Annotated in this window: 20 protein-coding genes; 13 read left to right on the top strand and 7 right to left on the bottom strand. The window is 67.2% G+C overall.

The annotated features are described in order from the left end of the window. Positions 1–9 precede the first annotated feature (9 nt). The 3 genes from D3877_RS18665 to D3877_RS18655 are packed head-to-tail and all read right to left on the bottom strand — an operon-like array spanning position 10 to position 2,795. Positions 10–1,374, bottom strand: coding sequence for a glutamate--cysteine ligase (locus D3877_RS18665; RefSeq protein WP_119832170.1), 1,365 nt, complete (start codon positions 1,372–1,374; stop codon positions 10–12). Between the two features lie 30 nt (positions 1,375–1,404). Then, on the bottom strand, positions 1,405–2,205 hold the full coding sequence (locus D3877_RS18660; RefSeq protein ID WP_119832169.1) for a 16S rRNA (uracil(1498)-N(3))-methyltransferase: 801 nt from the start codon (positions 2,203–2,205) through the stop codon (positions 1,405–1,407). A gap of 53 nt (positions 2,206–2,258) precedes the next feature. Then, on the bottom strand, positions 2,259–2,795 hold the full coding sequence (locus D3877_RS18655; protein ID WP_238474958.1) for a response regulator: 537 nt from the start codon (positions 2,793–2,795) through the stop codon (positions 2,259–2,261). Positions 2,796–2,824: 29 nt separating this feature from the next. Here D3877_RS18655 and ubiA point away from each other — a divergent pair, with 29 nt between their 5' ends. Then, positions 2,825–3,748 (top strand): 4-hydroxybenzoate octaprenyltransferase, encoded by a 924-nt coding sequence (ubiA, locus tag D3877_RS18650; protein ID WP_119832167.1) that lies wholly within the window; start codon positions 2,825–2,827, stop codon positions 3,746–3,748. 76 nt (positions 3,749–3,824) lie between these two features. Here the strand turns inward: ubiA and D3877_RS18645 are convergent, their stop codons facing one another. After that, positions 3,825–4,634 carry a CHAP domain-containing protein gene (locus D3877_RS18645; RefSeq protein WP_238474957.1) on the bottom strand — a complete coding sequence of 270 codons (810 nt, stop codon included), beginning with the start codon at positions 4,632–4,634 and terminating at the stop codon, positions 3,825–3,827. Between the two features lie 203 nt (positions 4,635–4,837). Here D3877_RS18645 and D3877_RS18640 point away from each other — a divergent pair, with 203 nt between their 5' ends. The 5 genes from D3877_RS18640 to D3877_RS18620 all read left to right on the top strand — a co-directional run bounded on the left by D3877_RS18640 (position 4,838) and on the right by D3877_RS18620 (position 8,878). Then, on the top strand, positions 4,838–5,494 hold the full coding sequence (locus D3877_RS18640; protein ID WP_119832165.1) for a class I SAM-dependent methyltransferase: 657 nt from the start codon (positions 4,838–4,840) through the stop codon (positions 5,492–5,494). A gap of 354 nt (positions 5,495–5,848) precedes the next feature. Beyond that, positions 5,849–7,360: a UbiD family decarboxylase gene (locus D3877_RS18635; RefSeq protein ID WP_119832164.1), complete on the top strand. Its 1,512-nt coding sequence runs from the start codon at positions 5,849–5,851 to the stop codon at positions 7,358–7,360. Positions 7,361–7,450: 90 nt separating this feature from the next. Further along, on the top strand, positions 7,451–7,807 hold the full coding sequence (locus tag D3877_RS18630; protein WP_119832163.1) for an ArsR/SmtB family transcription factor: 357 nt from the start codon (positions 7,451–7,453) through the stop codon (positions 7,805–7,807). Beyond that, a complete protein-coding gene (locus tag D3877_RS18625; RefSeq protein ID WP_119832162.1) occupies positions 7,788–8,291 on the top strand; it encodes an SRPBCC family protein in 504 nt (167 codons plus the stop codon). Before D3877_RS18630 ends, D3877_RS18625 begins: the two co-directional genes overlap by 20 nt. A 158-nt stretch (positions 8,292–8,449) precedes the next feature. Next, positions 8,450–8,878, top strand: coding sequence for a DoxX family protein (locus tag D3877_RS18620; RefSeq protein WP_119832547.1), 429 nt, complete (start codon positions 8,450–8,452; stop codon positions 8,876–8,878). A gap of 24 nt (positions 8,879–8,902) precedes the next feature. On the opposite strand, the gene D3877_RS18615 is transcribed toward D3877_RS18620, so the two are convergent. Then, positions 8,903–9,643 (bottom strand): DUF1223 domain-containing protein, encoded by a 741-nt coding sequence (locus D3877_RS18615; protein ID WP_119832161.1) that lies wholly within the window; start codon positions 9,641–9,643, stop codon positions 8,903–8,905. Positions 9,644–9,793: 150 nt separating this feature from the next. Here D3877_RS18615 and D3877_RS18610 point away from each other — a divergent pair, with 150 nt between their 5' ends. After that, the gene (locus tag D3877_RS18610) at positions 9,794–11,149 is read left to right on the top strand and encodes a TldD/PmbA family protein (protein WP_119832160.1); all 1,356 of its coding nucleotides are present in this window, start codon (positions 9,794–9,796) and stop codon (positions 11,147–11,149) included. A gap of 31 nt (positions 11,150–11,180) precedes the next feature. On the opposite strand, the gene D3877_RS18605 is transcribed toward D3877_RS18610, so the two are convergent. Both D3877_RS18605 and D3877_RS18595 read right to left on the bottom strand, forming a co-directional pair. Then, positions 11,181–11,495, bottom strand: a complete 315-nt coding sequence (locus D3877_RS18605) for a type II toxin-antitoxin system RelE/ParE family toxin (RefSeq protein WP_119832159.1) — start codon at positions 11,493–11,495, stop codon at positions 11,181–11,183. A 279-nt stretch (positions 11,496–11,774) separates the two neighbouring features. Continuing rightward, positions 11,775–12,734: a diacylglycerol/lipid kinase family protein gene (locus tag D3877_RS18595; RefSeq protein ID WP_119832157.1), complete on the bottom strand. Its 960-nt coding sequence runs from the start codon at positions 12,732–12,734 to the stop codon at positions 11,775–11,777. A 219-nt stretch (positions 12,735–12,953) separates the two neighbouring features. Here D3877_RS18595 and D3877_RS18590 point away from each other — a divergent pair, with 219 nt between their 5' ends. The 6 genes from D3877_RS18590 (at position 12,954) to D3877_RS18565 (ending at position 18,770) form a co-directional block, all read left to right on the top strand. Further along, positions 12,954–13,739, top strand: coding sequence for a UDP-2,3-diacylglucosamine diphosphatase (locus D3877_RS18590; protein WP_119832546.1), 786 nt, complete (start codon positions 12,954–12,956; stop codon positions 13,737–13,739). Further along, positions 13,736–14,734, top strand: a complete 999-nt coding sequence (locus D3877_RS18585; protein ID WP_119832156.1) for a glycosyltransferase family 4 protein — start codon at positions 13,736–13,738, stop codon at positions 14,732–14,734. The genes D3877_RS18590 and D3877_RS18585 overlap by 4 nt, the downstream gene beginning before the upstream one ends. A gap of 158 nt (positions 14,735–14,892) precedes the next feature. Continuing rightward, complete coding sequence (locus D3877_RS18580; protein WP_119832155.1) at positions 14,893–16,176, top strand: 3-deoxy-D-manno-octulosonic acid transferase; 1,284 nt, start codon at positions 14,893–14,895, stop codon at positions 16,174–16,176. Between the two features lie 15 nt (positions 16,177–16,191). Continuing rightward, positions 16,192–17,187, top strand: coding sequence for a tetraacyldisaccharide 4'-kinase (gene lpxK, locus D3877_RS18575; protein ID WP_119832154.1), 996 nt, complete (start codon positions 16,192–16,194; stop codon positions 17,185–17,187). Then, the gene (locus tag D3877_RS18570; protein ID WP_119832153.1) at positions 17,171–18,067 is read left to right on the top strand and encodes an LpxL/LpxP family acyltransferase; all 897 of its coding nucleotides are present in this window, start codon (positions 17,171–17,173) and stop codon (positions 18,065–18,067) included. Before lpxK ends, D3877_RS18570 begins: the two co-directional genes overlap by 17 nt. Positions 18,068–18,095: 28 nt before the next feature. Continuing rightward, positions 18,096–18,770, top strand: coding sequence for a LysE family translocator (locus tag D3877_RS18565; protein WP_119832152.1), 675 nt, complete (start codon positions 18,096–18,098; stop codon positions 18,768–18,770). Positions 18,771–18,774: the final 4 nt, after the last annotated feature.

The raw sequence follows: 18,774 nt of genomic DNA, 5'->3' as shown, positions 1-18,774 counted from the left end.
CCGCCACGCTCAATAGGCGCAGTCTTTGAACACCGGATCGACGCTGCCGCCCCAGGCGCTGTTGAAGCGGGCGAGCAGTTCGTCCGCCGGGCTGTGGTTGTTCTGGGCGATGGCGTCCAGCGTGTCGAGATAGAGGCTTTCGTCCTGGCCCGCGTCGTTGTTGCGGGCGCGGCGGACCAAACCGTCGCGGGCGATGGCCAAGGTCGCCAGCGCCACCTCGCGCACCGTGCGGTCGCGGAAGGGGGTGCGCAAACCGCTGCGTGGAACCTCGGCGCGCAGGGCGGCGCGTTCCGGCGTCGTCCAGTCCTTCACGAGATCCCACGCCGCGTCGAGCGCCTGATCGTCGTACAGCAGCCCGACCCACAGGGCGGACAGCGCGCACAGGTTGGGCAGGCTTCCGGCGTCGGCCCCGCGCATTTCCAGATATTTCTTCAGCCGCACTTCCGGGAAGGCCGTGGTCGTGTGGTCGGCCCAATCGGTCAGCAGCGGCCTTTCGCCCGGCAGGGCGGGCAGCTTGCCGTCCAGGAAATCAACGAAGGATTGGCCCGCCGCGTCGATGTAGGTCCCGTCGCGGTAGACGAAATACATCGGCGTCTTCAGCAGGTAATCGACGTAACGCTCGAACCCGAAGCCATCCTCGAAAACGAAGGGGATGTCGCCGGTGCGGTCGGGGTCGGTGTCGGTCCAGATGTGGCTGCGGTAGCTCTGGAAACCGTTCGGCTGGCCTTCGGTGAAGGGCGAGTTGGCGAACAGCGCGGTGGCGATGGGCTGAAGCGCCAGCGACACGCGGAACTTCTTCACCATGTCGGCTTCGGACGCGAAGTCCAGATTGACCTGAACCGTGCAGGTCCGCGTCATCATGTCGAGGCCGAGCGAGCCGACCTTGGGCATGTAGTTCCGCATGACCTTGTAACGGCCCTTCGGCATCCAGGGGATGTCGTCGCGCGTCCATTTCGGCTGGAAGCCCAACCCCATCATGGCGATGCCCAACTCGGCCCCGACCTCGCCAACCTGGGCCAGATGCTGGGCCAGTTCGGCGGCGTTCTCATGCAGGTCAAGCAGCGGCGCGCCCGACAGTTCGACCTGCCCGCCCGGCTCCAGCGTGATGTTCGCCATGCCGTCGACGAGCGCGATGATGTTGCCCTTTTCCTCCACCGGCTGCCAGCCAAAGCGGGTCAGCCGCGTCAGCAATTCGCGAATGCCGTCCGGCCCGTCATAGGGCAGCGGGCGGCGGTCTGCGACGCGGTAGGCGAATTTCTCGTGCTCGGTCCCGATGCGCCACGCTTCGGCCGGCTTGCAGCCCGATTCCAGGTAGGCGACCAGTTGGCGGCGGTCGGTGATCGGTTCACCGCGCGTTGTCGGGGGTGCGGACATGGAAGCTCCCGCAGATAAGTGGCTGTGAGGTCAGACCGTCGGTTCGGTCGGCGAGCGGAAGGGCGGCCGCGTGTCGCCGCCGTCGGCTGTCCAATCCCCGGACAGGGATTGCCAACAGGCCAGCGCCGCCACAACCGCCGTGTCGGCCCGCAGGATGCGCGGCCCCAAACCAACCGGAACAACAAAGGGGAGTTTCCCCAGTTCGTCAAGTTCGGACTGGTCGAACCCCCCTTCCGGCCCGATCAGCAGCGCCGCCGGGCACGGTCCCGTTTCGCGCATGGCTTCGGCGATGGGCCGGGCGTTTCCCGCCTCGGCGCACAGGAACAGGCGGCGGTCGGCGGGCCAATCGGCCAGCGCGCGGGCCAGCGGCAACGGCTCGACCAGTTCCGGCACGCTCAGCCGTTCGCATTGTTCGGCGGCCTCGATGGCGTTGGCGCGCAGACGGTCGCTGTTGACCCGGTTGGGGTCGGTGCGGCGGGTGAAAACCGGCCACAGACGCGAGACGCCCATCTCGGTCGCCTTTTCCGCCACAAAGTCGATGCGGCCCTTTTTCAAGGGGGCGAACAGCAGCCACAGATCGGGCGCGGCGCTCTGGACCCGTCGTTGCTGGGCGACGGTCAGCGAGCACCAGCCCTTGCCAAAGCCGTCGATCACCGCGCGCCATTCGCCGTCGCGCCCGTTGAACACCGCCACCGCGTCGCCCCGGTCCAGCCGCAGAACATGGCGCAGAAAATGCGCGCGCTCATGGTCCAGTCCGACCGATTGGCCCTCGGCCAACGGGCTTTCAACATACAGACGGGTTTTCACTGCGCCCTGGGGCTGGTCGGTCATGGCGTCCCTCTCCGCGAAACGGAGGCGACTATACCCGCCCGAAGGCGGATGCGTCAGCCTTTCGCCGCCAGACGGTCGATGTGGACGCGCAACTCCGCCGGGGCCACCGGCTTGTGCACCACGGTCAAGCCATGGACTTGGGCGGCGGCAAGCAGTTCGGCCCCGGTGTCGCCGGTCAGAATGATGGCGGGAACCGGCGCGCCGCACAGCGCCCGCAGCGCCCGCACCGCCTCCACCCCCGACACGCCGTGCAGCCGGTAGTCGGAGATGATGACGCTGGGAATCGGAATCGGGGACTGCGCCCGCAAGGCGGCCAACGCCGATTCCGCCGTTTCGGCGGCGATGACGCGGTAGCCCCAACTGTCCAGCATGATTTCCATGCCGGTGAGAATGATGGCCTCGTCGTCGATCACGACCGCAAGCCGGTCAGGTGAAGCGTCGTTGGTCATGCCGAAGAGCAACCCAAAGCCAGGAACGGGTGTCGTCAGTATCCAGGCGACGCCGCCGCTGGCAAGCCTTTCTTGCGTGCGGCCCCCGCCCTTTTCCGTCCGGCTGGACGCGGCGGCGCACGCCCGATAGGGTGCGGCCACCCGCTTCCAACTTGCTCCGTGCCGCCGCCATGACCAGCGCCCCTTCGCCCGATTCCGCCGGTTACACCGACATTCGCCGGGACGGCTGGATCGGTCGCTGGCTGCCCGCCGCGTGGCGGCCTTACGCGACGCTGGCCCGGCTTGACCGCCCGATTGGAACGTGGCTGCTGCTGTTCCCCTGCTGGTGGAGTCTGGCGCTGGCCGCGCCGCGCTGGCCCGATCTGTGGATGATGGCGCTGTTCGCGGTCGGCGCCGTCGTCATGCGCGGGGCGGGCTGCACGGTCAACGACATCCTGGACCGCAAGTTCGACGCAATGGTGGAGCGCACCCGCGCCCGCCCGATTCCCTCGGGCCAAGTGTCGGTGCGCCAAGCCCTGGCCTTTCTCATCGCCCAACTGCTGGTCGGCTTGGCGATCCTGCTGCAATTCCAGCCCGCCGCCATCGGCTTGGGCGTGCTGTCGCTGGCGCTGGTCTTCACCTACCCGTTGATGAAACGCATCACCTGGTGGCCGCAGGCCTTTCTGGGGCTGACCTTCAATTGGGGGGCGCTGATGGGCTGGGCCGCCGTGCGCGGCGATCTCGGCTGGCCCGCCATCGTGCTGTATGTGACCGGCGTCGCCTGGACCCTGGGCTACGACACCATCTACGCCCACCAGGACAAGGAGGACGACGCCCGCATCGGCGTGAAATCCACCGCCCTGCGGTTGGGCGACCACAGCAAAATCTGGATTTACGGCTTTTACAGCCTGACCTACGCCGGGCTGGGGCTGGCCGGGATGTTGGATGGTCTGGGCGGGCTGTATCTGCCGGTGCTGTCGCTGGCTGGCCTGCATCTGGCGTGGCAGGTGGCGACGTGGCGGCCCGACGATCAAAACGACTGTCTGGACACATTTAAATCAAACCGCTGGTTCGGCTGGATCGTGCTGGCCGCCATTCTGGCTGGGAAGCTGTAGACCGGCCCACCCGCGATTCGCCAAAAGAAAAGCGGGGCAAAAGCCCCGCTTGTTTCTTCGCTGCCGTTATTCGCGATCAGTGTTGATCGTCGTCCATCAACTCGGCCACCGCGTTGGTGGTGGAACCCGGCTTGCGGTTGGGAACCAGGGTGCGCAGACCGTCCACCGAGGCGACCATGTTCTTGACGGTGCTCGGCAGGGTGGGCTTGCGGTTGGGCGTCACGGCGGTGGCGACGTCCAGACGCTCGCGCTTGACCGGAGCGGCCACGCTGGCGACCAGAGCCTGCGGCTTGCGGCCCGGCATCGTCACCACATGGGCCACCACCGTGCGGACCTTCAGCGACGGGCCAGCCTGCTTGGGAGCCTTGAGCGAGGCCTCGACAATGCGGGGACCCGACGAACGCGCCTTGGCGCGGCCCGAGGGCGAAACGGAGAAATCGGTGTCCATGCCACGGTCGCCCGCGTCGAGCGTCCGGTTCCTCGCGGGTTCCTCCTCCCCTTCCGGCATGATGAAGCCGTAGGAGGCGTAAACGCGCATGCCCATCTGTTCGGTCGGCTCGTGCCAGACGCGAACGGCGGACCAGTCGTTGTTGCGGGAGACGTCGACGACGCGCATGCCGCGCCGCAGGCCGTCGCCGCCGATCCAGCTGTGATCCACCTCGATGGTGCGGCGGTCGATCACCGCGCTGACCAGCGAGACGTGGCCCCGGCGCATGTGGCCGGTGCGTTTGAACACCAGGACGGAGCCGATGGCGGGATGGCTTTCGCGGTCATAGACGCCAGCGGCGTGGTTCCACCACGTCCAGGCGTCGCCGCGAATGGTGAAGTCGGAGATGGCGCGCACGGTGCGCACGCAATCCTGCGCGGCGGCTGGCGTCACGGCCATAGGGCTGAGCGCGATCAAAGCCGCGAACGACAGGCTTATGGCAGTTCCCCTCGGCCGCATGACGTCCCCAATCCCTTTGTTTTTCCCCTTACAAACGGGTAACACAGGGTTCCCGGCCCTGTCTACACCGTTTGATCCGCTGTATAGACGGCGCATGACCGGCGGTTTTCCCGACACCAGCGGAAGCCATTGAGACTCCTTGAATGAACAACCTCTCGCCGCCCGATTTCGTCCGCGACAACACGACGCTGACGACCGCTCCGTTGCTGCCGGAAATCACGCTTCATCTTGCGACCGAGGTCACTCCCCTGTGGATGGCCACCGAAGAGACCTTGGCGGAAAAGAACCTGCCGCCGCCTTACTGGGCCTTCGCTTGGCCGGGGGGGCAGGCGGTGGCCCGGTTGTTGTTGGACCGACCCGATCTTGTGGCGGGAAAATCGGTGCTCGATTTCGCCGCAGGCACCGGAATCGTCGGCATCGCCGCGATGAAGGCGGGGGCCGCGCGGGTCCAGGCCTGCGAGATCGACCGATTCGCCCTGGCCGCCATCCGCCTGAACGCCGAAGCCAACGGGGTGGAGGTCAAGCCGGTCAGCGTCGATCTGATCGGGCGCGATCTGCCCGGCATCGACATCGTGCTGGCGGGCGACGTTTGTTACGAAAAACCAATGGCCGAGAAGGTGACGGCGTGGCTGCGCCGAATCGCCGCGACCGGAACCCTGGTCCTGCTGGGCGATCCGGGCCGCGCCTATGTCCCGACCAGCGGGCTGGAAAAGGTCGCCACCTACACGGTGCCGACCTCCCTGGAACTGGAAGACCGCGAAACCCGTGAAACGGTGATTTGGCGGTTGTTGGCGGAGTGAACTGCGGTTGCGTGGGGGAGATTTTTGACACAGATGGACACCGATAAACACAGATGAAGATAAAATAAGATTTAATTTAGATGTTCATGAGATTTTTGATTGTTACTGAATCAAAAAATCAAAATATATTCTGCAATCATATCAAGAGTGAAATTAAAATACACTGACGGACGCACAAAACGGGGAAAATCCACCAACCACCTATCATTGTCCATCTGTGTTTATCTGTGTCCATTTGTGTCAAAAAAATCCCTCCCCTCAACGCTCCATCCCCCTCTTGACGACCCCGCCCCCGCGCTGAACCTTACGACCGTCACCGCAAGACCACCGCCAGACCATCGGAAGAGCCATCCCATGCCCTACACCTCGTTGCGCGACTTCATCGACCGGCTGGAAAAGGCCGGGCGGCTGGTGGTGGTGAAAGAGCCGGTGTCCACCGTCCTGGAAATGACCGAGATCCAAACCCGCCTGCTGGCCGAAGGCGGCCCGGCGGTGCTGTTCGAGAATGTCGTCAAGGCCGATGGCACGCGGTCGGAAATGCCGGTGCTGGTCAATCTGTTCGGCACGGTGGAGCGAGTCGCCTGGGGCATGGACCGGGAGCCGCACCAGCTTCGCGCCGTGGGCGAGACTCTGGCCTTCCTGAAACAGCCCGAACCGCCCGGCGGCTTCCGCGAGGCGCTGGAGCTGATTCCGCTGGCCAAGACCGTGATGTCGATGAAGCCGAAGACCGTCGGCTCCGCCCCCTGCCAAGAGGTGGTGTTGACCGGCGATCAGGTCGATCTGGGCCGCCTGCCGGTGCAAAGCTGCTGGCCGGGCGAACCGGCCCCGCTCATCACCTGGCCTCTGGTGGTGACGAAGGGACCGACCGGCAAGCGCGAGGATGACTTCAACCTCGGCATCTACCGCATGCAGGTGTTGGGGAAGAACAAGACGATCATGCGCTGGCTGAAGCATCGCGGCGGCGCCCAGCATCACCACCGCTGGCAAGCCAGCGGCAAGCGCGATCCCCTGCCCTGCGCCGTCGTGCTGGGGGCCGATCCGGGAACCATCCTCGCCGCCGTCACCCCCGTGCCCGACACCCTGTCGGAATACCAATTCGCCGGGCTGCTGCGCGGCAAAAAGGTGGAGCTGGTCGATTGCAAGACCATCCCGCTGAAGGTTCCCGCCCAGGCCGAAATCGTGCTGGAGGGTCATGTCAGCCTGGACGAGCACGCCGACGAGGGGCCGTATGGCGACCACACCGGCTATTACAACTCGGTCGAACCCTTCCCGGTCTTCACCGTCACCGCGATGACGATGCGCCGCAACCCGATCTATCTCTCGACCTTCACCGGCCGCCCGCCCGATGAACCCTCCGTCCTGGGGGAGGCGCTGAACGAGGTGTTCATCCCGCTGCTGATCCAGCAATTCCCGGAAATCGTCGATTTCTGGCTGCCGCCGGAAGGCTGCTCCTACCGCATCGCCGTGGTCAGCATGAAGAAGGCTTATCCAGGCCACGCCAAGCGGGTGATGATGGGCGTCTGGTCCTTCCTGCGTCAGTTCATGTACACCAAATGGGTCATCGTGGTGGACGACGACATCGACGCGCGGAGTTGGAAAGACGTGATGTGGGCGATGTCCACCCGCATGGATCCGGCCCGCGACATCACGGTGATCGAGGGAACCCCCATCGACTATCTCGACTTCGCCAGCCCCGAATCGGGCCTGGGCGGCAAGGTCGGGCTGGACGCCACCAACAAATGGCCACCCGAAACCAAGCGCGAGTGGGGCCAGAAGATCCGCATGGATCAACAGACCATCGACCAAGTCAGCCGCAAATGGGATCTCTACGGCCTGCCCGGCAGCGGCGCGCCGATCTGGAAGTGAGCCGCCGCCCGGCCTGAGCGCCGCGAACAGTTAGGAAAATTCCTAATCGTTTGTTGACCCCAAGCGCTGGGCGTCGTTATAGTTAGGAAAATGACTCACCATCAACCCGACATCGACCGCACCTTCCGCGCTCTGGCCGACCCCACGCGCCGCGCCGTGCTCGCCCGGCTGGCGCGCGGCGCGGCCTCGGTCAAGGAATTGGCGGAGCCGTTCGGCATGGCCCTGCCCTCCTTCATGGCCCATCTGAAACTGTTGGAAGACAGCGGGCTGATGGTTTCGGAAAAGCGGGGCCGGGTGCGCCTGTGCCGCTTTGATCCTGCTCCCGTCCGGGCGGCGGAACATTGGCTGGCGGAACAGCGCCGCCTGTGGGAAACGCGGCTCGACCAGTTGGACGGCTATCTGTTGACCTTGCAGAACGGAGACCCTGATGAGCGCGACCAACCATAACAACGCGGCGGACCTGATCCTGACCCGCGTCGTCGATGTGCCGCCCGCTTTGGTCTGGACCGCTTGGACCGTGCCGAAACATCTGGAGCAATGGTACTGCCCCCGCCCCTATGGCGCGCGGGTGGTCGAAATGGACGTGCGTCCTGGCGGGGCGTTCCACTGCCTGATCCTGGATCCCAAGGGCGACGTGATGGAGGACATTCCGGGCTGTTATCTGGAGGTCGTGGACAAGGAGCGGCTGTCCTTCACCTCGGCCTTGACGGCGGGATACCGGCCCGTCAACGGTTCCTCCGGCTTTCCCTTTCTGTTCACCGCGATCATCACCTTTGAGGCGGTGAATGGCGGTTCCTGCCGCTACACCGTCCGCGCCCTGCATGGCGACGAAGCAGACGCCCGCAAGCATGCCGACATGGGCTTTCATGACGGTTGGGGAACGGCGCTCGACCAGCTTGTCGCTTACGCAAAGGCGCATCTGGCGGAATAGCAGCGCGATTCGCCGCTGAGCGGCGGCGGCGTATTGTTGCTTCCACAAGAACGTCTCGTCGCAAAATCCGGTGATTATCGCGCCGCCAGCATCCTGTATGGTCTGTTTCAAGACAAACCGCTCCTGACCGGAGCGCCCCAGACCAAAGGATGACCATCATGATCGACTCCCGCACCGCCCCCTACGCCGCCCTGCTTCTGCGCGTCGCCCTTGGCGCGCTGTTTCTGGCTCACGGCTTTTTGCTGAAGGTGCTGACCTTCGGCGTCACCGGAACCGTCGGCTATTTCGAGAGCATCGGCTATCCCGGTTTCTTCGCCTATCTGGTCATTTTGGGCGAGGTCGGCGGCGGCCTGTTGCTGATCGCCGGGGTGTTCACCCGCTGGATCGCGCTCGCCCTTCTGCCGATCATGATCGGCGCGACCTTGCAGCATGTCGGCAACGGCTGGATGTTCGCCTCGGCCAACGGCGGTTGGGAGTTCCCCGCCTTCTGGACTTTGATGCTCGCCGCGCAGGCCCTGCTGGGCAACGGCGCCTTCGCGTTGACGCTTCCGGCGCTTGACGACGCCGGTCAGCGCCAGACGGCCTGATCCTCCCGCCAGAGCATGATTGTTTCAGGGAGCGGCCTTCACCTGGGCCGCTCCCAAAACGCGTGTGGCGGGCGTTCCGCCCTCCTGCGTCAGAACCAAGGCGTAACCGCGTCCGGCTTTGGGTTCCGGCAAGCTCAACAGCCGGTCCACCGCCTCGCCCGACCAGCGCCCAATCTCTTCCGTCACCGACACGACGTTGGTGTTCAGCAGGCGCCGACCGGAGTTTTCCCCCGCCCGCACGTCGGTGTCCTGCTTGCGGTCAAAACCGAACAGGGTCAAACGCCCGCTCATCCCCGGCGCGGCGGGAAGCCGCAAGCGGGCGCGGTCCTCGCCCGTCCGCTCCAACGACACGGCCACCGCCGCGCCCTCGCCCCGACGCCGGTCCAGGATGCGGCCAACCGCCGCGCGGTCGGAGCCGACCGCTTGATCGCGGCCATCAATCACCATCTGCGGCGTGTAGACGTAAGGTTGGCCGAGCGCCGCCTGATAGGCGTGTTGCCGCCGGGTGTTCCAGCCATTGGCGAAGGGATCGCGCCAGCCCAGCCGATCCCAATAATCGACGTGGAAGGACAGCGCGATGACGTCGTCGCGCCCCGCCAGCTCCTTCAAATAGGCGTCGGCGGGCGGGCAGGACGAACAGCCTTGCGAGGTGAACAGTTCGACCAGGATCGGGGCGTCGGCCGACCGCGCCGGGCGCGGGTCGGCGGCGCCAGCGACCAACGCGGCCAAAGCCGCCAAAATCAGGGGAGCGCGTGCGTGTGTCATGCCACGCAGCCTAGTCCCCACCAGCCCGACCGGCCACTCACAAGCCCGCGAGCGGGACGTGAACGGGGACGTGAACGCGGCGGCGCCCCTTCCCGGTTCCGTGCGGGCCTCCCATTTGCTAGACAGAAGAGAGACCAACCGGAGAGCCTGATGCCTGTTTCGCCGAACGACCAGCCGGAGATCCTGAATCTGCTGGGCGATCTGATCGCCAAGGCGCGCGCCGCCGGGGCCGACGCCGCCGACGCCGTGCTGTTCGACAGCGCGTCCGTCTCGCTCAGCCAGCGCCTGGGCGCCACCGAGAAGCTGGAGCGGTCGGAATCGGGCGACCTCGGCCTGCGGGTGTTCATCGGCAAGCGGCAGGCCATCGTCTCGTCCTCCGACCGCAGCGCCAAGGCGCTGGGCGAGTTGGTGGAGCGCGCCGTCGCCATGGCGCGGGTGGTGCCGGAGGATCCCTTCGCCGGTCTGGCCGACCCCGAACAGATCGCCCACAGCTTCCCCGAGATCGACATCCTCGATCCCGCCGAACCGGCCATCGAGATTCTGATGGAGCGCGCGCGCCGCGCCGAAGAGGCCGCGTTGGCGGTGACGGGAGTCACCAACTCCGAAGGGGCGGACGCCGGGTGGAGCCGCTCGACCATCGCCATCGCCGCCTCGAACGGCTTCGCCGGGTCTTACGGGGTGTCGCGGCAATCGCTGTCCGCGTCGGTTCTGGCCGGGACCGGCACGGGGATGGAGCGCGATTACGATTATGACAGCAAGGTCTATGGCGCCGACCTGCGCGACGCCGCCGACATCGGGCGCGAGGCCGGGGAACGCGCGGTTCGCCGCCTGAATCCGCGCCGGATGAAAAGCGGCAAGCTGCCGGTGGTGTTCGATCCGCGCGCCTCGCGCGGGCTGCTCGGCCATCTGACCGGCGCCATCAGCGGACCCAGCATCGCGCGCGGCACCAGCTTTCTGAAGGACAAGATGGGCGAGCGCATCTTCCCCGAGGGCGTCACCATCATCGACGACCCGCATGTGATGCGCGGCCTGCGCTCCCGCCCCTTCGACGCCGAGGGCGTGGCGGTGCGCCGCCACACCATCATCGAGGATGGGCGGCTGACCACCTGGCTGCTTGATCTGCGTTCGGCCCGTCAATTGGGTCTGGCGACCACCGGCCACGCCGCGCGCGGCACCTCCGGCCCGCCCGGCCCAGCCCCGGCCAACGTCTACATGGCGGCGGGCAAGCGCAGCCGCGCCGATCTTCTGGCCGAGATCAAGGAAGGCTTTTACGTCACCGACCTGATGGGCATGGGCGTCAACGGCGTGACCGGCGATTACAGCCGGGGCGCCGGCGGCTTCTGGATCGAAAACGGCGTCATCACCCACCCGGTGAACGAAATGACCATCGCCGGCAACCTGAAGGACATGTTCCTCAATCTGGAGGCGGCGGACGATCTGGAACTGTGCTTCGGCATGGACGCGCCGACCGTGCGCATCGACGGGATGATGATCGCCGGGTTGTGAGGATCAAGGGGATGGGGCGTCTTCGGGCGCCTCATCCCAACAGGGCCGCAATGTCGCGTTGGGCGCCGAGGAATCGCACGACTTGAAAAGGCCGCGCGGTGTAAACGATCCAATAGCACTCAACCGGCCAGAAGCGAACCGGGTGCTCCGTCAGATCCTTGCGAATGGTCCCAAGCTCAGGATGGCGCCGCAAGGCCGTCACCGCGTCTTCAATCGCCATCAACAGGCGCGCCGCCGAATCCCGCCCGGCATAATCCCGACGTTCCAGAACCGCCGCGCGAATCTCGGCCAAAGCCGTCGGCGACGCGTTGGTTGGGCGCCTCCCAGTCACAGATGGCGGCGTCATGGATGGCGGCGGTTCGTCCCGGTTCGTTTGGGCGTGGTCACTGGCGTGGTCATGGAGCCATCGTCCAATTCCGCCCAAAGAGACCTGAAAGCGTCGTCAAGCGCCACGCCGTCACCCGCCTGAAGTTCGGCGAGGCCACGCGCAATGTCAGCGTCCAAACTCCGCCGCAACGCGTCGTCCGCCACAGTCTTCAGCCCAGGCAAGGGTGCGTCGTCCATGGCCAAACTGTAATCCATCGCTTGCGCCCCAACAAGCGCCACCCCACCCAATCCACACCCCCTACCCCACCGGCGTCGGCCCCACCAGCACCGGCAACGTCCAACCGGCCAGCGCGATGTCCACCGGCAGCCGCGCCGCGACGTCGCCGTCGCCCTGCACCGCATCGCCCACCGGCCCTTCGATGCGCAGGCGCCGCGCCGGGATCACGCGATAGTCGGGGAAATGGCGCAGCCGCCCGGCGGTGACGCCCCAGACATAGCGCAGCGCGTTCCATCGACCGCCGCGCGGAAACAGGCAAACCTGCAACTCCGGCTCAGTCAATCGGGCGTCGGGGGCGCAGACGAAGCGGCCCCCGTAGAAATGCCCTTTGGCGGCGATCACCGCCGCCACCTCCTGCGCCGGGCCGCCATCCAGAGACACCCGGTAACGGACGTCGGGCCGCGTCGCCAGTTGCTTAAGGGTTTCGACGACATACGCCCCCTTGCCGATCCGGCGCTTCAGCCGGGTGTCCACGCATTCGACCACCCGCGCGTCCAACCCGACCCCGGCCATCATCGAAAACACCCGCCCGTTGGCGACCGCCGGGTGAATCAGCGCCGTCCGCGCACTGGCCAACACCCGCGCCACCCCGTCGGGATCGGTCGGCAAGCCCAACTCGCCCGCCAGCACATTGGCGGTTCCCATCGGCACGATGCCCAGCGGCACGGCGCGGCCAGCGGCGGCGTGGGCCGCCAGCCCGTTGATGACCTCGTTGATGGTGCCGTCGCCGCCCGCCGCGACCACCGCGTCAACCGTGCCGGGAACCACGTCGCGGGCGAAGGCCTCCGCGTCGCCCCGCCCGCCGGTGGAGCGCACCAGCACCTGGACGCCGTGCTGCGTTTCCAACCGCTCGACCACCGCGCGCAGGCGCCGCGCCCGGCGACCGCCCGCCACCGGGTTGTGGATGACCAGCAGACGCCGAACCGTCGCCGCCGCGCCCGGCCCGACCGCAACCCCACCCAATTCGCTTGAGTCCCGCAACGATTCGCTCCTGTCCGACGGCGCGGATGGCGCCCTGTGTGTCAAATCAATGACTCTTGAAAGTCAAAGACGTTTCAATAAAACGACGGTTTCTTTGCCAGAACTCACCAGACAACGAATGTTAAGTGCGTCCTATGCGAGGCATTGTCAAGCAATGCGATTGCGACTATACGGGCCATGTCTTAAATGGCCCCTGTCTTGGCGACGACGGAGCGGAAGATGAACGCCGTACCAGCGGTCAAACGATACCGCAGCATCTTTATCTCCGACGTTCATCTGGGAACGCGGGGGTGCAAGGCCGACTATCTCCTGGATTTTCTCAAGCACAACGAATCGGATCACCTGTTTCTCGTTGGCGACATCGTCGATGGCTGGCGGCTGAAAAAGGGCTGGTACTGGCCGCAGGCGCACAACGACGTCGTGCAGAAGATCATGCGTCGGGCGCGCAAGGGCGATCAGGTCTATTACGTCCCCGGCAATCATGACGAGGCGGCGCGGGATTATTGCGGCCTGCAATTCGGCGGCGTCCACGTCGTCGATGAATGGGTCCACACCACCGCCGACGGGCGCCGCCTGCTGGTCATCCACGGCGACCAGTTCGACGCGGTGGTGCGCTACGCCAAATGGCTGGCCCTGCTGGGCGACCACGCTTACGTCGTGCTTTTGCAACTGAACACCGTGTTCAACTGGGCGCGGCGCAAGCTGGGCTTCCGCTATTGGTCGCTGTCGGCCTACCTGAAGCACAAGGCCAAAACGGCGGTCGAGTTCATCGGCAAGTTTGAAGAGGCGCTGGGCGAGGAAGCCCGCCGCCGCAAGGTCGACGGCGTCGTCTGCGGCCACATCCACACCGCCGAGATCCGCGACATGGAAGGGATCCTCTATTGCAACGACGGCGACTGGGTCGAATCCTGCACCGCCTTGGTCGAACACGACAACGGCGCGCTGGAGATCATCCATTGGGCGGAAGCCATGGCGCAACGCACAGCGGTGAAGGCGGCGGCGTGAACATTCTCATCGTCAGCGACGCGTGGCACCCGCAGGTGAACGGCGTCGTGCGCACCATCAGCACCGTGCGCAAAGAGCTGGAGAGCATGGGCCAAACGGTCGAGGTCATCGGCCCGGACCGTTTCCGCACCCTGCCGATGCCCTCCTACCCGGAAATCCGGCTGGCCATCGGCGCGAAACGCTCCCTCTGGACAATGATCGCGGATCTGCGGCCCGACTGCATCCACATCGCCACCGAAGGGCCGTTGGGCTTCGCCGCGCGGGCCTATTGCCTGAAGCATGGCAAGCCCTTCACCACCGCCTACCACACCCGTTTCCCGGAATATGTGCGCGACCGCGCGCCGATTCCGCTGATCCTGTCCTACGCGCTGGTCCGCCGCTTCCACAAGCCATCCTCGGCGGTGATGGTGGCGACCCAGACCATCGAAGACGCGCTGGTCGGTCGGGGCTTCGCCAACATCAAGCGCTGGACGCGCGGCGTGGACACGGAGCTGTTCCGCCCGCGCGACAAGAATTTCCTCGATCTGCCGCGCCCGCTGTCGATGTATGTCGGGCGCGTCGCGGTGGAAAAGAATCTGGAGGAGTTCCTCAAGCTCGACCTGCCCGGAACCAAGGTGGTGGTGGGCGACGGCCCGGCGCGCGAGGAGCTGCAACGCAAATATCCCGCCGTCCATTGGGTGGGGGCCAAGCATGGCGAGGAGTTGGCCCAGCATTACGCCGCCGCCGACGTCTTCGTCTTCCCTTCGCGCACCGACACCTTCGGGCTGGTCCTGTTGGAGGCTCTGGCGTCCGGCGTTCCGGTCGCCGCCTACCCGGTGCCGGGACCGCTGGACGTGGTCAACGGATCGGGCGCCGGGGTTCTGGACGAGGATCTGAAACGCGCGGTCGAAGGCGCCCTGACCATCTCCCCGCAAATCTGCCGCGACTACGCGCTGGGCTATTCGTGGCGCCGCTCGGCGGAACAGTTCCTGTCGAACCTGCGGCCATTTTCGTAAGCGATGGGCTGGCGGGCTTCCGCCCCAAAAGGCGGCGCCCCGCCAGCCAAACCATCCCCATCGCAACAACGCCCCCGGCGTGCTAAGCTGCCGCCGCGCGCGCTGCCGGGGACGTCCGGCGGCGTGTTCGTTGTCGCGTCCTTTTGTTTCCGAGCCGCATGCTGCACACCCTTTATCGCGGCCTGACCACCATCGCCGGGCCAGCGGTTCGCCTGTATCTCGACCGTCGCCGGGCCGTCGGCAAAGAGGATTCCGCCCGTCAGGCGGAACGCTTCGGCGCGGCCTCGCGCCCGCGCCCCGACGGGCGGCTGGTCTGGATCCACGCGGCCAGCGTCGGGGAGGCGAACTCCGTGCTGGTGTTGATCGACCGTCTGCTGGACAGCGACGCCGAACTGACCGTGCTGATGACCACCGGGACCGTCACCTCGGCGGAGCTGATGGGGCGGCGCCTGCCGCCGCGCGCCATCCATCATTACGTGCCGGTCGATCTGCCCGGCGCGGTGGACCGCTTCCTCGACCATTGGCGGCCCGACGCCGTGCTGTGGACGGAATCGGAGATTTGGCCGAATCTGCTGGCCGGGATCCGCGCCCGCGCCATTCCGGCGGCGCTGGTCAACGCCCGGATGTCGCAGCGCTCCTTCACCCGTTGGCGCAACGCGCCGGGTTTCGCCGGGGCGCTGCTCTCCACCTTCCAGGTCACGCTGGCCCAGACGGAGGGCGACGCCGACCGGCTGCGCAGCCTGGGCGCGCCCGGCGTGGCCAGCGTCGGCAACCTGAAATTTTCCGCCGAGCCGCCGCCCGCCGCCCGCGCGCCGATGGCGGCGCTCAGCGCCGCGCTCGACGGACGCCCGGTCTGGCTGCTCGCCAGCTCCCACCCCGGCGAGGATGAAATCGCCGCCGCCGTTCACGCCGCGCTGGCCCCCGCCCTGCCCGGCCTGCTGACCGTCGTGGTTCCCCGTCACGCCCATCGCGGCGAGGCCATCGCCGCCCTGATGCAAGAGCGCGGGTTGAGCGTCGCCCGCCGCTCCGACGGCGGCCTGCCAGGGCCGCAGGACGCGGTCTATGTCGCCGACACCATGGGCGAACTGGGGTTGTTCTACCGCGCCGCGCCGGTGGTCTGCATGGGCGGCTCCTTCGTCCCGCATGGCGGGCAGAATCCGGTGGAACCGGCCTTGCTGGGCTGCGCCGTTCTGTACGGCCCGCACATGTTCAATTTCGGCGAGATCACCCACATGCTGGAGGCGGCGGGCGGGGCGCTGTTGGTCGCCGACGGCCCGGCCCTCATCACCGCCGCCCGCCAATTGCTGACCGACGAGCGCGCCCGCGCCCGAATCGTCGCCGGGGCCGCCCGCGTGACGGAGGACAACCGCCGCATCGTCGACCGCGCGCTCGGCGCCTTGGCCCCGGTGCTGGGCGCCGCCGGCATCCGTTCGGCGGCCTGATCGGGAGTCACGCGGTTGCGCACACCGGCTTTCTGGTATCGGCCACCGGGCGCGGCGGCGGCGGCTCTGGCCCCGCTGGGGGCGCTCTATGGGCTGATCGGACGGCGGCGGCTGGCGGCGAGCGCGCCGCGCCGGGTCGGCGTTCCGGTGATCTGCGTTGGCAATCTGGTGGCGGGCGGCGCGGGCAAGACTCCGGTTGGGCTGGCGATACTCGCCGCGCTGCGCGCGCGCGGGGTGAACGCCCACGCGCTGACCCGTGGCCATGGCGGGCGCGAGGCCGGGCCACTGCGCGTCGATCCCACCCGCCACGGCGCGGCGGACGTCGGCGACGAGGCGCTGTTGCTGGCGGAATCCGCCCCCTGCTGGGTCGCCCGCGACCGCGCCGCCGGGGCGGAGGCCGCCGTCGCGGCGGGGGCCGGGGCCATCGTCATGGATGACGGATTCCAGAACCCTGGCCTGTTGAAGGATCGCTCGCTGGTCGTCGTCGATGGCGCGGTCGGCTTTGGCAATGGGCGGCTGATTCCCGCCGGGCCGTTGCGCGAACGGATCGCCGACGGGCTGCGCCGCGCCAGCGCCCTGGTCATCGTTGGGCCGGACCAGACCGGAGTCGCCGCCCTGGCTGGCGGCCTGCCCGTTCTGCGCGCGCGGCTGGCGCCGGACGAGAGCGGCCTTGCCCTGGCCGGACGCCGGGTTCTCGCCTTCGCCGGGATTGGCCGCCCGGAAAAATTCTTCGCGACGCTGGAATCCCTCGGCGCCGCTGTGGTCGCCCGGCGATCCTTCGCCGACCACCACCCCTATCAGGCGGCGGAGATTCAGGCGCTGCTCGACCAAGCGGCGGCGCTGGACGCCCTGCCCGTCACCACCGCCAAGGACGCCGTACGGCTGCCCGCCGATCTGCGCGCCCGCGTCGCCGCCCTGCCGGTCGCCATCGTCTGGGACGTCCCGGCGGATCTTGACCGTTTGCTCGATCACCCATCGTTGAAGGGAGGCTCGCATGGCGAAGCCGCGTAGCCCGCTCGTCAAGTGGCTGACCCGCCGCGTCGGCCACCCGTTGGAGGCCGCCTTCGTCCATGGCGTGCAACGCCTGTTCCGGGCGCTGCCCGTGGACCGCGCCTCGGCCCTGGGCGGTTGGATCGGGCGGACCGTCGGGCCGTGGCTGCCCGGCACCCGCACCGCCCGGCGCAACCTGACGCGCGCCTTTCCCGAGAAACCGGCGGCGGAGATCGAGGCGATCATCCGCGCCATGTGGGACAATCTGGGCCGGACGGTCGCCGAATACCCCCATCTGGAAGAGATCGGTCGCGACCGGACGGTGTTCGTCGGCGGCGAGCATGTCGATTCGATGCGCGACGACGGCAAGGCCGGAATCATGGTCGCCGCCCATCTGGGCAATTGGGAGGTGCAATCGGTCGCCTCCCGCCTGCGCGGCCTGAAGCTGGGGCTGGTCTACCGCGCGCCCAACAATCCCTATGTCGCCAAGCTGTTGATCGAGCTGCGCGGCGCCGCCTCCGACACCCAGATCCCCAAGGGGGCGGAGGGCGCGCGCAAGCTGCTGCGCGAGCTGTCCAAGGGCGGCCATGTCGGCATCATGTACGACCAGAAAATGAACGACGGCATCCCCGTGCCCTTCTTTGGCCGCGACGCGATGACCGCCCCCGCCGCCGCGCAACTGGCGATCCGTCTGGACATCCCGCTGTCGCTGGCGCTGACCGAACGGTTGGATGGGCCGAATTTCCGCGTCACCGTCCTGCCGCCGTTGGAACACCCGGCCAGCGGCGACCGCATTGCCGACGCCCGGATTGTGATGGAACGGCTGAACCGGCTGTTGGAGGATTGGGTGCGCGCGCGCCCGGCCCAATGGCTGTGGCTGCACCGCCGCTGGCCCGACTGACCGGCTTTGATCGCAAAGGCTCTCTCCGATGACGCTGCCGCTCGATCCCCATCTGCTTTACCTCTATCTGATCGCCGTCTGCGTGCTGGTGCTGGCGCCGGGGCCGGATTTCCTCTTGGTGCTGACCCGCAGCGTCGCCGATGGGCGGCGGGCGGGCGTCATCGCCACGCTGGGCATTTCGCTGGGCAACGTCATCCACGCGCTGCTCGCCGCCATCGGCGTGTCGGCCCTGATCGCCGCCTCCCCCGCCCTGTTCGACGCGCTGCGCTACGCGGGCGGAGCCTATCTCGCCTGGATCGGCGCGCGGTCGCTGTGGAGCGCGATCGTCAGCCGGGCCGACGGCGCGGACGCCCCAGCGTCGGCGAGCGACTCGGCGCGGGACTCGGCACGGGATTCGGCTGTCTTCACCCAGGCGCTGCTGACCAACCTGTTGAATCCCAAGATCATCCTGTTCCAACTGGCCTTCGTGCCGCAATTCGTCGCCCCGGAGTTGGGCCATGTCGCGGTGCAGATTTTCCTGCTGGGCAACCTCATCACCCTGCTGGGCGCGGCCTATCTGGTCGGAGTCGCCGCGCTGTGCGCCGGAACGGCGCGGCGCGTGCTGTCCAGCCAACGGATGAAGACCGCGCTGGACGGGTTGGCTGGGGTTCTGTTTCTGGGATTCGCCCTGCGGCTGCTGTTGACCGACCGCAAGTTCGCCTGATCTC

Source organism: Azospirillum cavernae, assembly GCF_003590795.1.
GTDB lineage: Bacteria > Pseudomonadota > Alphaproteobacteria > Azospirillales > Azospirillaceae > Azospirillum > Azospirillum cavernae.
The sequence above is the reverse complement of the archived record's forward strand: the minus strand, read 5'-3'. Positions and strand labels throughout refer to the sequence as shown.